This is a genomic window from Micromonospora sp. NPDC052213, assembly GCF_040679695.1.
Lineage (GTDB): Bacteria > Actinomycetota > Actinomycetes > Mycobacteriales > Micromonosporaceae > Micromonospora.
In genome coordinates this window covers 1-12,273 of sequence record NZ_JBFAVI010000025.1, presented here as the reverse complement: position 1 = coordinate 12,273, position 12,273 = coordinate 1, and the positions used below count along the sequence as shown (strand labels likewise).

13 protein-coding genes are annotated in these 12,273 nt (G+C 72.1%); 5 read left to right on the top strand and 8 right to left on the bottom strand.

The window, feature by feature from the left end; all coding sequences use genetic code 11:
• Window positions 1–4: 4 nt before the first annotated feature.
• The 4 genes from AB0L34_RS09320 to AB0L34_RS09305 are packed head-to-tail and all read left to right on the top strand — an operon-like array spanning window position 5 to window position 4,287.
• Window positions 5–847, top strand: coding sequence for a PPOX class F420-dependent oxidoreductase (locus AB0L34_RS09320; RefSeq protein ID WP_363703331.1), 843 nt, complete (start codon window positions 5–7; stop codon window positions 845–847).
• Between the two features lie 52 nt (window positions 848–899).
• The gene (locus AB0L34_RS09315; protein ID WP_363703329.1) at window positions 900–1,424 is read left to right on the top strand and encodes a PadR family transcriptional regulator; all 525 of its coding nucleotides are present in this window, start codon (window positions 900–902) and stop codon (window positions 1,422–1,424) included.
• Complete coding sequence (locus AB0L34_RS09310) at window positions 1,421–2,092, top strand: ABC transporter ATP-binding protein (protein WP_363703327.1); 672 nt, start codon at window positions 1,421–1,423, stop codon at window positions 2,090–2,092. The genes AB0L34_RS09315 and AB0L34_RS09310 overlap by 4 nt, the downstream gene beginning before the upstream one ends.
• Entirely contained in the window at window positions 2,089–4,287 is a 2,199-nt protein-coding gene (locus AB0L34_RS09305) for an FtsX-like permease family protein (protein WP_363703325.1), read from the top strand. Before AB0L34_RS09310 ends, AB0L34_RS09305 begins: the two co-directional genes overlap by 4 nt.
• Window positions 4,288–4,435: 148 nt before the next feature.
• Here the strand turns inward: AB0L34_RS09305 and AB0L34_RS09300 are convergent, their stop codons facing one another.
• On the bottom strand, window positions 4,436–4,780 hold the full coding sequence (locus AB0L34_RS09300; RefSeq protein ID WP_363703323.1) for a nitroreductase/quinone reductase family protein: 345 nt from the start codon (window positions 4,778–4,780) through the stop codon (window positions 4,436–4,438).
• 257 nt (window positions 4,781–5,037) lie between these two features.
• Window positions 5,038–6,000, bottom strand: coding sequence for an FAD-dependent oxidoreductase (locus AB0L34_RS09295; protein ID WP_363703322.1), 963 nt, complete (start codon window positions 5,998–6,000; stop codon window positions 5,038–5,040).
• 108 nt (window positions 6,001–6,108) lie between these two features.
• On the opposite strand from AB0L34_RS09295, the gene AB0L34_RS09290 reads away from it, so the two are divergent.
• Window positions 6,109–7,011, top strand: a complete 903-nt coding sequence (locus tag AB0L34_RS09290) for a LysR substrate-binding domain-containing protein (RefSeq protein WP_363703321.1) — start codon at window positions 6,109–6,111, stop codon at window positions 7,009–7,011.
• 239 nt (window positions 7,012–7,250) lie between these two features.
• Here AB0L34_RS09290 and AB0L34_RS09285 read toward each other — a convergent pair whose 3' ends face one another.
• The 6 genes from AB0L34_RS09285 to AB0L34_RS09260 form a co-directional block, all read right to left on the bottom strand.
• On the bottom strand, window positions 7,251–8,054 hold the full coding sequence (locus AB0L34_RS09285; protein WP_363703391.1) for a radical SAM protein: 804 nt from the start codon (window positions 8,052–8,054) through the stop codon (window positions 7,251–7,253).
• A gap of 311 nt (window positions 8,055–8,365) precedes the next feature.
• The gene (gene rpmF, locus AB0L34_RS09280; protein WP_363703320.1) at window positions 8,366–8,551 is read right to left on the bottom strand and encodes a 50S ribosomal protein L32; all 186 of its coding nucleotides are present in this window, start codon (window positions 8,549–8,551) and stop codon (window positions 8,366–8,368) included.
• Between the two features lie 543 nt (window positions 8,552–9,094).
• Entirely contained in the window at window positions 9,095–10,066 is a 972-nt protein-coding gene (locus AB0L34_RS09275; RefSeq protein ID WP_363703319.1) for a VOC family protein, read from the bottom strand.
• 5 nt (window positions 10,067–10,071) lie between these two features.
• Entirely contained in the window at window positions 10,072–10,788 is a 717-nt protein-coding gene (locus AB0L34_RS09270) for a helix-turn-helix domain-containing protein (RefSeq protein ID WP_363703318.1), read from the bottom strand.
• Between the two features lie 191 nt (window positions 10,789–10,979).
• Entirely contained in the window at window positions 10,980–11,870 is an 891-nt protein-coding gene (locus AB0L34_RS09265; RefSeq protein ID WP_363703317.1) for a peptidoglycan DD-metalloendopeptidase family protein, read from the bottom strand.
• A gap of 171 nt (window positions 11,871–12,041) precedes the next feature.
• Window positions 12,042–12,273: LuxR C-terminal-related transcriptional regulator (locus AB0L34_RS09260; RefSeq protein WP_363703316.1), on the bottom strand; the 232-nt coding region annotated here is incomplete at its 5' end.

Here is a 12,273-nt window from a genome sequence, read left to right as displayed (position 1 = left end):
GGGCATGAGAAGCCTTGGACGTGGGGTGGCCGCGCTGCTCGGCGCGGCGTCGGTGATCATCGGGCTGTGGGCCCTGCTGCGGCCCTTCTCCTTCAGTTCGGCGGTGAACTTCCCACCGCACGAGCACTTCGTGCACGACGTGGGGGCGTTCCAGCTCGGCATCGGGATGACCCTGCTGCTGGCGCTGATCTGGGCCGACGCCCTGGCCGTCGCCCTCGCCGGGTATCTGGTCGGCGGGGCGGCGCACACGGTCTCGCACCTGGTCGACGCGGACGCCGGCGGCAGCGCCGCGCAGACCTGGCTGGTCGGCCTGTCCGCCGTACTCGCCCTGGTTGCGCTGGCGGCCCGGCTGCGGCAGCTGGGCTGGGTGGTTGGGTACGTCGATCCCGCCCCGTCCGCCGTCTGGGCACCGCTGGTCCGCCAGAAGACGGTGGCACTGACGACGTACAAGCGCGACGGCACGGCCGTGGCCGCGGCGGTGAGCATCGCGGTGGCGGGGGAACGGGCGTACGTGCGCAGTTTCGAGAAGGCGTGGAAGACCAGGCGGATCCGCAACAATCCGCGGGTGGCCGTGGCCCCGTCGACCGCGCTGGGAAAGCCGACCGGTGCGGCGGTCGAGGCCGAGGCGCGGCGGTTGACCGGGGCCGAGGACCGGGCGGCCAGCCGGGCGCTGGTACGCAAGCAACCGCTGCTGCAAGGGGTGGTGGTGCCGTTGACGCACTGGCTCGGGCGGGCGAAGACCGGGCGTACGGTCCACTTCGCGCTGACCCCGGTGGCGTCGGCCGGGCACGTCAGCCCCACCGCCGTGGCAGGTCGGCCGCCCACGCCCGCGGTCGACGAACGCTGATATACGCGCGAGGTATATACGCGAGGTATACGCTCGGGGTATGGTGGCCGCCATGAGCGTTCCCATGACCCTCCTCGGCCTGCTCGAACGCGAGCCCAGCCACGGCTACGACCTGAAGCGCGACTACGACTCCTTCTTCAGCCGCGGCAAGCCGCTGCCGTTCGGCCAGGTCTACGCGACCCTCGGCCGGCTCGTCCGCGACGGCAAGATCGTGGTCGGCGAGGTCGAGCCGGGCGTCGGCCCCGAACGCAAGCGCTACGTCATCACCGACCGGGGCGCGACCGAGTTCGAGTCGTGGCTGACCGAGCCGGTCGAGGCCGAGCCCAACCTGCAGACCGTGCTGTTCACCAAGGTCGTGCTGGCGCTCATGCTCGACCGCCCCGCCGAGGAGTACCTCGACACGCAGCGCGCCACACACCTGCGGCGGATGACGGAACTCACCGAGATCAAGCGCAACGGCAACCTGGTCGACACCATGCTGGCCGACCACGGCCTGTTCCACCTGGAAGCCGACCTGCACTGGATCGACACCACGGTCGCCCGGCTGGACGCCCTCCGGACGGTGGTACGCGGATGAAGGCGATCGAGGCGCGAGACGTCCACCTGTCCTTCGGCGAGACGCCGGCGCTGCGCGGCGCCAGCGTCTCGGTGGCCCCGGGCGAGATCGTCGCCATCATGGGCCCGAGCGGCTCCGGCAAGTCCACCCTGCTGCACTGCCTGGCCGGGATCCTCGTGCCGGACGCCGGCGAAATCCACTTCGACGGCCGCCGGATCGACACCCTGGGCGAGCAGGAGCGCAGCATCCTGCGCCGGGACCAGTTCGGGTTCGTGTTCCAGTTCGGACAGCTCGTACCGGAGCTGACCGCGGAGGAGAACGTCGCGCTGCCGCTGCTGTTGAGCGGCGTCAGGCGGGCCGCGGCGCTCACGGAGGCGCGGCCCTGGTTCGAGCGGCTCGGCCTGGCCGGGCTGGAGCGGCGCCGCTCCGGTGAGCTCTCCGGCGGTCAGGCGCAGCGGGTCGCGCTGGCCCGCGGCCTGGTCGCCCGGCCCGGGGCGCTGTTCGCCGACGAGCCGACCGGGGCGCTCGACTCGCTGACCGGCGAGCAGGTCATGAACCTCCTGGTCGCCTCCGCCCGGGAGCAGGGCACGACCGTCGTGGTCGTCACCCACGAGGCCCGCGTCGCGGCGTACGCCGACCGGCAGGTCATCGTGCGCGACGGCAAGGTGAACGCGCTGGTGCCCGCATGATCCGGTTCGCGGTACGGCTGTCCGTCGCCGGCGGGCGGGAAGCCGCTACCCGGCTCGTCATCATCGCCGCCGCGGTGGCGCTCGGCGTCGGCATGCTCCTGGCGACAGTCGCCGGCATGAACGCGGTCGGCGCGCAGAACCAGCGGAACGCCTGGCTCAACACCGCCGTCGCGCCGGCCTCCTCCGATCCCTCGGTCGACCCGCTGTGGTGGCTCGTCCGGGAGGACTACTACCACGGCACGTCCATCGGCCGGGTCGAGGTCGCGGCGACCGGCCCGGACGCGCCCCTCCCGCCGGGCATCCCGCGCCTGCCCGGGCCCGGCGAGTACTACGTCTCCCCCGCCCTCGGTGAGCTGCTGCGGGCCACCCCGGCCGCGGAACTCGGTGACCGCTTCCCCGGCCGCGAGGTCGGCACGATCGGCCGGGCGGCGTTGCCCTCTCCGGACTCGCTGCTGATCGTCATCGGCCGCCCGCCCGCCGACCTGGAGCACCTGGGTGCCCGCCAGGTCACCCAGATCATGACCACCTCTCCGGACGGCTGCGCCGACGGCTGCTATGTCGGCATCAACGGCGACGGCATGGCGCTCGTGCTGTCCGTGGTCGCGGCCGCGCTGCTCTTCCCGGTGCTCATCTTCATCGGCACCGCGACCCGGCTGGCCGCCACCCGCCGGGAGCAGCGCTTCGCCGCGATGCGGCTGGTCGGCGCCACGCCACGGCAGATCTCGCTGATCTCGGCGGTCGAGTCGACACTCGCCGCCGTCGCCGGTACGGCAGCCGGGTTCGGCCTGTTCTTCGCGTTCCGGCCCGGCCTCGCGGCGATCCCGTTCACCGGCGAGCCGTTCTTCGCCGCCGACCTCTCTCTCACGATCGTCGACGTCCTGCTGGTCACGCTCGGCATCCCGGTCGGCGCCGTCGTGGCCTCCTGGCTGGCCCTGCGGCGGGTGCAGATCTCGCCGCTGGGCGTGAGCCGGCGGGTGACGCCGAAGCCGCCGCGCGCCTGGCGGCTCATCCCGCTGGTCGCCGGGCTCGCCGAGCTGACCTACTTCATCGGCCGGCGTCCCCCCACGACCAACGGCCAGCTCACCGCGTACCTCTCGGGGTTTCTGCTGATCCTGGTCGGGCTGGTGCTGGCCGGACCGTGGTTGACCATGATCGCCGCGCGGCTGCTGGCCGGCCGGGCGAGCCGGCCCGCCACGCTCATCGCCGCGCGCCGCCTGTCGGACAACCCGCAGGCGGGGTTCCGGTCCGTGAGTGGGCTGATCGTGGCGCTGTTCGTGACCAGCGTGGCGACCGGCACGATCACCACGTACATCGCCAACCGCGGCGAGCCCCGCACCGACTCGGTGGCCGCCACGTCCCTGTCGAAGATCTTCTGGCCCGAGGACGGTCCCGCGCCCACCCCGGACCAGATCCCGGCCGGGCTCGCGGCGATCCCCGGGGTGCGCAGCGTGAGCGTGGTGCACCGCAACCCCGACCCGGACGGGTGGCACGGCATCATCACCTGTGCCGAGCTGGACCGCCTGGCGGCGTACGGCAGCTGCCCCGCGGGCGCGAAGGTCGCGACCGTGACCCCCGACCTCGTCGGCTTGCGCGCGTTCGACCTGACCAACGACACGTACGTCTGGAAGGCCGCCGACATCGATCCCGCGCAGGTCGACCGGCAACCGATCGTGTCGGTGGTCGTCGACACGACCAGCCGCTCCGCGTTCGAGCGGGCCCGGACGATGCTGATCGACGCGTTCCCGAAGGATCGCTTCCCGACCAGCACCGCCGAATGGGAGTCGAGTTCCGCGCGGCTGCTGCGGCAGTTCCAGCAGCTGGCCAACGTGGTGATGCTGGCCAGCCTGCCGATCGCGGGTTGCAGCCTGGCGGTGAGCGTGGCCGGCGGGCTGAGCGACCGGCGGCGGCCGTTCAGCATGCTGCGGCTCACCGGGGTGCAACTGCGCACCCTGCGCCGGGTGGTCGCGCTGGAGACCGTCGCGCCGCTACTGATCGTCGCGGCGGTGGCGATCGGGATCGGGTTCCTGGCCGCGCATCTGTTCCTGCGGGCGCAGTTGGGCTACACGCTGCTGGCGCCGAAGCCGTCGTTCTACCTCACGGTGGTCGGTGGGTTGGCGGTGTCGCTGGGCATCGTCGCCTCGACGCTGCCGCTGCTGCGGCGGATCACCGGCCCGGAGACCGCCCGCAACGACTGAGCCGCCCTCCGGCAGCGCGGTTGCATCTCGAGCCGACGGCGCTCGGTGCACGAGGTGCAACCGCGCTACGGAACGTGGCTCGGCCACCGACACGTCGAGTAGCCCCGGCGACCGACACCTCTCCGCCGGTCGTCGATGTGGTGTCGGGTCAGCCGAGTGGGACCTGCACGGCGACGTCGTGCTTCGGGTACAGCGCCTCGACCTGGTCGGCGCCGTACTTCTGGCAGAACATCTCGACGACGTGGTCGACCCGGTCGGCGTCGGTGATGGGGGTGGCGCTCGAACTCAGGGCCGTGCCGTTCGCGGCCAGCTGGACGAACGGGGTCCGCCGGACGTTCTTGTACCAGTCGCTGTCCGAGCCGGTGATCGGCACCAGGAAGACGCTGTCCTCCTCCTGCACGAACCACACCGGGTGCGAGATCTGCCGTCCGGTCTTCCGGCCGGTCACGGTGATCTCGACCTCCTGTACGCCCTCCAGAGCGTCCCTGATCACGTTGCCCACGATACCTCCGCCAGCCTCCCGACGTGCTCCCGCTCGCCAGCCTATGAACCGGCGCGCAGGCTCGTCCCGGATTCCGGCATCCGGCGGCAGGCGGGGTGGCCGAAGGCTCCGGCCCGGTGTGCGAGCCGGATCGGGCGCTCCCACCCGCTCCCCGGACGGCGCCCAGCCGCCACCCCACCTGGCGGGACGCACCCGGGCCCCCGCCCCAGCCGCCTGGCGGCACAGGAGCCTCGCCCGGGTGCGCCCGGTCAGCCGCCCAGGGCGAGGTCCGCCACCTCGGCGGCGCACCCCCAGGACAGGGTGACCCCCGCCCCGCCGTGGCCGTACGCGTGCACGAGCCGGCTGCCGCGCGGGCCCGCCGGCTCCGGGTCCACCTCGACCCGCGGGCCGCCGTGCCGGGCCGGCCGCAGCCCGATCCGCTCGCCGAGCACCGGCGCCTCGGCCAACTCCGGCACCAGCGCGACGCAGCGGCGCCGGATCGCCGCGGCCGTGTCCGGGTCGGGCGCGGTGTGCCCCACCCCCGGCTGGTATGTGCCGCCGAGCACCACGTCGTGCCGGCGCGGGTGCACGTACGTGATCCCGGCCGGGTCGTCCTCGTCGCGCACCGAGACGGTCAGGCCCGGGTTCGCCACCAGCACCAGGTGCCCGCGCACCGGGTGCACGGCCGGGTCGCCGGCGAGCTGGCCGGCGGCCAGACCCGTCGCGTTGACGACCGTCGGCGCGGTGTCGAACGCGTCGGCGAGCCGCCGCACCCGGCGACGCAGCACCCGCCCGCCGCCCGCCTCCAGCCGCTGCCGTAGCCAGGCCAGGTATGGCGTCATCTCCACCGTCGGCGCGGTGAACCGCAGCAGCGCCGTGTACGGCGGTCGCGCCGGCTCCGCCACCAGGTCCCCGCACGCCTCCGCCCACCAGGGCGGGCCGGCGTACGGGTGGCGCAGCAGCATCCGGGTCGGCCGCGCGACCACCCCCGGCACGCCGTCCGCGGCCTGGCGGCCCAGCTCCGTGTGGGTCTCCCGCGCCCAGCGCAGCACCCGCGGGTCCTGGTCGGTGTGGCTTGGGTACCAGACGGCGGCGGCCACCGTGGACACCGTGTCCGCCGGGTCGTCGGCGGCCAGCACCGTCACCCGCGCCCCCCGCCGCTGGAGGGTGACCGCCGCCGTCATCCCGACGACCCCACCCCCGACCACCACCACGTCCGTCGCTGCCGTCATCATCCGCTCCCTCGCTCGTGCCGTTGGCCTCGGATCGTCGCCGTCCCGACGGGCCGCCGTCCAAGACGGATCGGACAGCCGGCGATAAGCGGGGCTTATGATCGATCCATGTCCGACGCGCCGACCCTGGACGCCTGGTTGGACCTGCGGCGGCTGCGCTACTTCGCCGTGCTCGCCGAAGAACTGCACTTCACCCGGGCCGCCGCCCGGCTGCGCGTCGCCCAGCCCGCGCTCAGCCAGCAGATCCGGGCCCTGGAACGCCAGCTCGGCGTGCCGCTCGTGCACCGCACCAGCCGGGGCTGCCGGCTGACGGAGGTGGGGGCGCGGGTCGCCGACGAGGCCACCCGGCTGCTCGCCGAGGTGGACGCGGGGACCGCCCGCATCCGGGACCTGGTGCGCGGGCGGGGCGGCCGGCTCCGGCTCGCGTACACGCGGTCGGCGCGGGGCGGCCGGGTCGACGCGCTGGTCGCCCGGTTCCGGGCCACCCACCCGGACATCGAGGTGGTCCCGGAGACGGCCTGGACGGCGCCGAACGTGGCCGGCCTGCTCGCCGGCCGGCTCGACGTGGCGTTCGTCCGCCCGCCTGTCGACGAGCCGGCGTTGGCCTGCCGGACGGTCGACACCGAGGAGCTGCTGCTGGCCCTGCCCGCAGGTCACCCCCTCGCCGCCAGCCGCCGCCGGGTCAGCCGGGCCGAGGTGGTCGACCTGCCAGCCGTGATGTGGCCGCGCGAGAACGGCCCCGGCATGTTCGACCGTACGATCGCCCAGGTCTGGCCGCAGGGCGGGTTCCGGCTCGTCCGGCAGGAGCCGGACGACGAGCAGTTGCTGCGGGCGGTGGCGCAGGGAGACGTGGTCGCGGCCGTCCCGGCCGGCCGCGCCCGCGCGCTGCGGCTGCGCGAGGTACGGCTGCGCCGGTTCACCGCCCCGACACCCACCGTGGACGTCGCCCTGGCCTGGCCGCGCGACAGCACGAACCCCGCCCTCCGCCGGTTCCTCGCCCTGCTCGACTGAGGCCGGGCGAGAGGCTGGCAGGCGAAGACGTCGGGCGTTCCGCCTCCCGCACAGGCGCCTTCACGAGCCGGAACAGGGAGGGTCGCAGGGCCGGCCGCCGAGGGTGTGGCTGGCGTGAACAGTTTCCCACCGAAGGAACAGGCGGGCGCGACGGTCCCGTCCGGCCATTCGACGGTCGGATCGCGGAGTGTGATCGCGGACTTCGTAGACATGGTTGGCGTTTCTCTTCTTTCGTCCCGTCAGCTGCGGACGGGTGTGACTGGGATCAGTTCGGTGTCGACGGGAGCGGCGACCGGAGGGTTCGCGGCGAGGTACCTGCCGTGGAGCTGCCCGCAGGCGGCGTCGATGCCGGTGCCGAGCTGTCGGCGCCTGGTCGCGTGCACACCCCGCGCGGTGAGCCCGCGCACGAAGTCGTCCGCTCGCCCCGAGGACGGGGCGCGGTGGTCCGGTGCCGCGCCGATCGCCTCGTTGTAGCGGATGACACTGACGTGGAACAGCTCGGGTCGAGACCGCTCGTGGACAAGTTGGGTGAGAGCGGCGAGGTGGTCGTCGCTGTCGTTGACGTCGGCGATGAGCAGATAGGCGAGGTAGACCTTTCGGCGGCTCGTGGCGGCATGCCGGTCGAGGATGTCGAGGCTCCGCGCGAGCGGGAACCGTTCCTCGAGGGGGACGATGCGGGCCCGTTCCTGCGGGAACGGCGAGTGCACGGACAGGGTGATCGTCACCTGCGGGTGCTCGTCGACCAGGCGTGCCAGGTTCGGCGCGAACCCCACGGTCGACACCGTGACCCGGCGTGCGGACATCCCCGCGTATCCGGCGTCGGTCAGCAGGGTGAGCGCGTCGAACACGTGGGGGTTGGCGAGCGCCTCCCCCATTCCCATGAACGCGACGCTCGCGGGCCTGGGCAGCCCTTCGCGGGTCCAGTGCGGGTGCATCACCTGCGCGACGATCTCGTCGGCGGTGAGATTGCGGACCAGGCCCACCGCGCCGGTCGCGCAGAAGGTGCAGCCCAGGCCGCACCCGGCCTGCGACGAGATGCACATGGAGTCCCATCCGGCCCGATAGTGCGAGACGACGGTCTCGATGCGGGCACCGGTGTCGGATGCGAAGAGCACCTTCTCGACCTGATCGTCCCGTTGCACTTCCAACGGGGTCAGCGGATGCAGCCGTGGGCCGAACTGCTCTGCAAGCTCGGCGCGCAGGCCGGCCGGCAGTGCGTGGACGTCGGCGAACGTCTCGGCCGTCGAACTCTGCCACGCGGTGATGAGCTGGCGGAATCGGAACGCGAGAGCGCCGGTCTGGGCAAGATGGTCGCGGATGCGCATCCAGCGGCTCCTCGTGGTCAGGACGGTGTTCACGAGTCGCCGCCCTTGGGAGGAGAGACCTCGCGACCCCGGTAGAAGCCGCAGTGCTGGCAGGCGCGGTGCGGCGGTGTGGGCTTGCCGCAGGCGGGATTTGTGCAGGTGGTGAGCGCCGGAACGCTGGTCTTCCAGTACGCGCGACGGTGGCGGGTTCGGGAACGCGACGTACGGTGCTGCATGGCGATGGCCTTTCGTGAGTGGTTGTGGCTGCCAGCGGAGCTGGCGGGACAACCGACCACGGGCCGTGAGTCGATGCGGCGGGAGATTCGATCGGACCTGCCGAGGCACACCCGCCTGCGCCGTCAGGCCGCTGCCTGGGTGACGGGCGATGGACGGACGAGTACGGAGAGGATCGAAGTCGCGCGTTCGCAGGCACGCACTCTGGACCGAGGTCGGTGCGGTGCGAACGTGCCGGCGAGGTTCACGCAGGGGTATCGACGCCCGGAGTGGGCGGACTCACGCTGCGTCAGGAAACGATCATTCACCGGTGCGGGCGCTGCCCACACGAGTGAAAGCCACCGGCAGTTCGGTGGCTAGATTCTGTCGACCTCAATCATTCCCATGCCGGCCACCGTATCAGCCCATGTGTGCGCGCCCGGCGGCGGGGAGGTCCGCCCGCCTCCTCCCCGCGCACATGGGCTACCGCGCGTCCGTCGCGAACCGACGGAGCGCGCCCGTGAGCACGTAGGCACCAAGGGAAGAGCCGGGCAGGAGTTCGGATGTCAGTCGGTGGCGGGGCGGAAGGCGATCGTGGCGCCGAGGGCCGCGCTGGCTGGTACGACGATTTCACCCGCGCGGGGCTTGATGTGCGGCACGTCGGCCGCCCGCAGGTGGTGCTCGGTTTGGGCGATGTCGTGTACCGCGACGGTGTAACCGACGAAGGCGGGTAGGGCTGGCGGACGCTCGTGGGGCAGGAGGTCGGGCAGCGCGGAGGCGGCGACCAGGGTGACGATGGCGTCGTCGAGGTCGAAGGTCGCGGTGGGGCCGTCGTGGTGAGCGGTGCGGCCGAGGTACGTCTCGTAGCGGCGCTTGACGTCGGGCAAGGCGCCGTCGGGTACGCACAGCGTGCATCCGATCAGGTCGATGGCACCGTTGGCGTGCTCCGGCTGCCGCTCCTCGACGGCGGCGTTCTCGGCGACGCCGAGCCTGCCCTCGGGCAGCCGGCCGGGTGGCGCGCCCGCTTCGTCGTCGCTGATTTCCAGGTAGCGGGCGGGAACCATTCGGGTGCCCCTGGCGGTCTCGATCGGGCGCTGTATCGCGTGCACGCCGCCGTGGGCGACACCTGCGGTGTCGAGGCGGGCTGCAGCGCGGTCGATGTCCGGCGAGTCGAAGATGAGGATGTGCATGCCCTGAAACCGGTCCAGGCAGGCGGTGAGGTTCGCGGCGGCGCCGCGAACGGCGGCCAGGAGCCCGGGGAGCTTGTCGTCGGGAACGTTGATGGGAATCAGTTTGGCTTCGCCGGGGACCGGCTGGCCGTCCCTGACGACGGTCACGAGTTCGACGAAGTTGCGGCGCAGGTAGATGTGGGTGTTGGCTGCGCCGACCGGAAGGGCGGGCGCTCCCGGGGCGGCGGGCAGCGTCGGATAGGCCGGCGGCGCCACGGTGAAACCGAGCCGCCGGTAGGTCTCGATCGCCGCGGCCATCTCGCGCACGACGATGCCGACGTGGTGCAGGCCGTTGATGTCCGTGCCCATGCTTGTCACCTCTGGTCGGCTGATGCGCCATAGGCAGCGCGGCGGTAGTCGTCGGTGTGCCCGTCGAAGATGGCGATGACCGGCGGCGCGGCCGCGGCGAGCCGCGCCGATGGCGGCGGCTTCGCCGGTTCGAACGCGTGGCGGAGCGTGTCGGCCAGCTGATCGGCCTTGTCCGGCAGACTCAACTCCACCGCGTCGGCAAGAAACGGATCGATGCCGAAGAAGCCGAACACGACCGCCGGCAGGGTGTAGTCCAGATCCGCTGGACGCAGGTCCGCCCGCAGCAGGCCGTTGTCGGCGAGTACGCCCAGGTATTCGCGGGAGGCCAGCAGCTTGGAGCTCTGCAGCGGCCGGCGGGCGGGGCTGGACAGGAACCGGTCCAGCACGTCACTGTCCCGGGTGAAGATCGCCCGCAGCACTGGTCGCGACATCGCCTCCAGGAAGAACCGGCGCATGTACCGGTGGAGCGCGATCTCCTTCGGGTCCTGGCGCATCGCGGCCACCACCGCGGTGAGCATCGCGACCGCCTCCCGCGCACCGACTGCGAAGAACAACTGTTCGCGGCTGCGCCAGTGCAGATAGACGGTGCCCTTGCCGACACCGGCGTGCCGGGCGATCTCGTCGATGGTGACCCGCCGGTATCCCCAGCGCAGCAGCAACTCCTTCGCCGCGTCCAGGATCCGGTCGGCGCGGTCGATCCGGCCCGGTTGCGACTCGGTCATGGCACCCCTCCCTGTGACTGATGACCAGAATATCATTCCGGTCATCAGTCACGACGGGAGCGTCGAAGGCTGCCGTCGCTGCGGTGGCGGGTAGCTCGGCTCCCGGGCGGGTGGGGCCGAACGGCTTTGTCGATTTCCGCTGTCGTGACCTCAGCGGCCTGCCTCGTCGGCGGCGGTGGTCTGGGAAGGGGTCAGTCCCACTGGTCCTGGTTGAGGAAGCGGGCGAAGCCCCGCCACGAGTTCGGTCCCATCACGCCGTCGATCGGGCCGGTGTAGCCCCAGCCGGAGGCGAGTCGCTGTACCGCTTTCCAGGTGTTCGGCCCCGGTATGCCGTCGATGGGGCCGGTGTAGCCGTAGTTGCGCATGGCTCGTTGCAGTGCGGCGTACGTGTTCACGCCGGGCACGCCGTCGATCGGGCCGGTGTAGCCGGCGGTGATCCGTAGCCAGTTCTGCATCCGCTGGTAGAAGATCGGGCCGGGGATGCCGTCCTGCTCGGTGGTCGTCTTGGGCAGGCCACCGCCACCCGGGTTCTGGCCGATGTAGGTCAGCGGGTTGATGCGTACCCCGCTCGGGTTGATCATGTGCCAGTGCAGGTGCGGGCCGGTGGAACTGCCCGAGCCGGGGGCACCCACGGCGCCGCCCGACCGTCCCACGATCGTCCCGGCGCCGACCGCGGTCCCGTTGGCCAGCAGGAACTGTGACAGGTGCATGTACTGGCTGCGGTACCCGTCCGCGTGGTGGATCGTGACGGTGTGCCCGCCCGTACCGTTGTAGGGGATGTTCTGGATCGTGCCGGCGCCGCAGGCGGGCAGCGCGGTGCCGACCCCCATCCCGAAGTCGATCCCGCCGAGCGACCCGTAGTCGAGGTGGTCCTGCCAGGTGCCGGTGATCGGGTAGCCGGCGAACGGGTTGTAGATCGCCGGCGCCGCGTGGGCGGTGCCGGGCAGCCCGACGACGCCGCCACCGACAACGAGGGCACCGGCGGTCAGAGTCGTGCTGCGCAGCAACGTACGGCGGCTGAGCCCGGTCGGTGGCCGGCCTGTCGCACCGCCACAGCAGTTGGGCTGAATCTCCTCACTCATCATCGGCTCCTCATCCGTGCCTTGTCGTGGGTGGATGGCGACGAGACTAAGGGCATCGGACTGTACAAATATCGGCTGATCGACCGATCAGGGATAGGCGCCAGAGGAGGACGGGCGAGGCGTGCGTTCGACCGACAGCCGTCCGGGGCAGGAAACCAACCACGCACACCGTCACAGATCGTCGAGCTGGATCAGCCCGTCCTGGATGGCGCGCGCTACCAGCATCGCCTTGGTGGGGGCCGCCCGGCCACGCATCGCGTACTTGATCCGGATGTGCTCCAGATGGGAGTTGACCGTGCTAAGGGAGATCCCCAGACGCTGAGCCACGAACTCCTTGGACTGCGACTGGAACCACTGGATCAGCACCTCGGTCTCGCGCGCCGACAACACCGGCCGGTGGGCG

Coding starts and splice junctions, on each gene's coding strand:
- AB0L34_RS09270 (WP_363703318.1), bottom strand. CDS start 10,788: ATGACCGAGTCGCAACCGGGCCGGATCGACCGCGCCGACCGGATCCTG.
- AB0L34_RS09295 (WP_363703322.1), bottom strand. CDS start 6,000: ATGACGGCAGCGACGGACGTGGTGGTGGTCGGGGGTGGGGTCGTCGGG.
- AB0L34_RS09310 (WP_363703327.1), top strand. CDS start 1,421: ATGAAGGCGATCGAGGCGCGAGACGTCCACCTGTCCTTCGGCGAGACG.
- AB0L34_RS09275 (WP_363703319.1), bottom strand. CDS start 10,066: ATGGGCACGGACATCAACGGCCTGCACCACGTCGGCATCGTCGTGCGC.
- rpmF (WP_363703320.1), bottom strand. CDS start 8,551: ATGCAGCACCGTACGTCGCGTTCCCGAACCCGCCACCGTCGCGCGTAC.
- AB0L34_RS09285 (WP_363703391.1), bottom strand. CDS start 8,054: ATGTGCATCTCGTCGCAGGCCGGGTGCGGCCTGGGCTGCACCTTCTGC.
- AB0L34_RS09290 (WP_363703321.1), top strand. CDS start 6,109: ATGTCCGACGCGCCGACCCTGGACGCCTGGTTGGACCTGCGGCGGCTG.
- AB0L34_RS09320 (WP_363703331.1), top strand. CDS start 5: ATGAGAAGCCTTGGACGTGGGGTGGCCGCGCTGCTCGGCGCGGCGTCG.
- AB0L34_RS09265 (WP_363703317.1), bottom strand. CDS start 11,870: ATGAGTGAGGAGATTCAGCCCAACTGCTGTGGCGGTGCGACAGGCCGG.
- AB0L34_RS09305 (WP_363703325.1), top strand. CDS start 2,089: ATGATCCGGTTCGCGGTACGGCTGTCCGTCGCCGGCGGGCGGGAAGCC.
- AB0L34_RS09315 (WP_363703329.1), top strand. CDS start 900: ATGAGCGTTCCCATGACCCTCCTCGGCCTGCTCGAACGCGAGCCCAGC.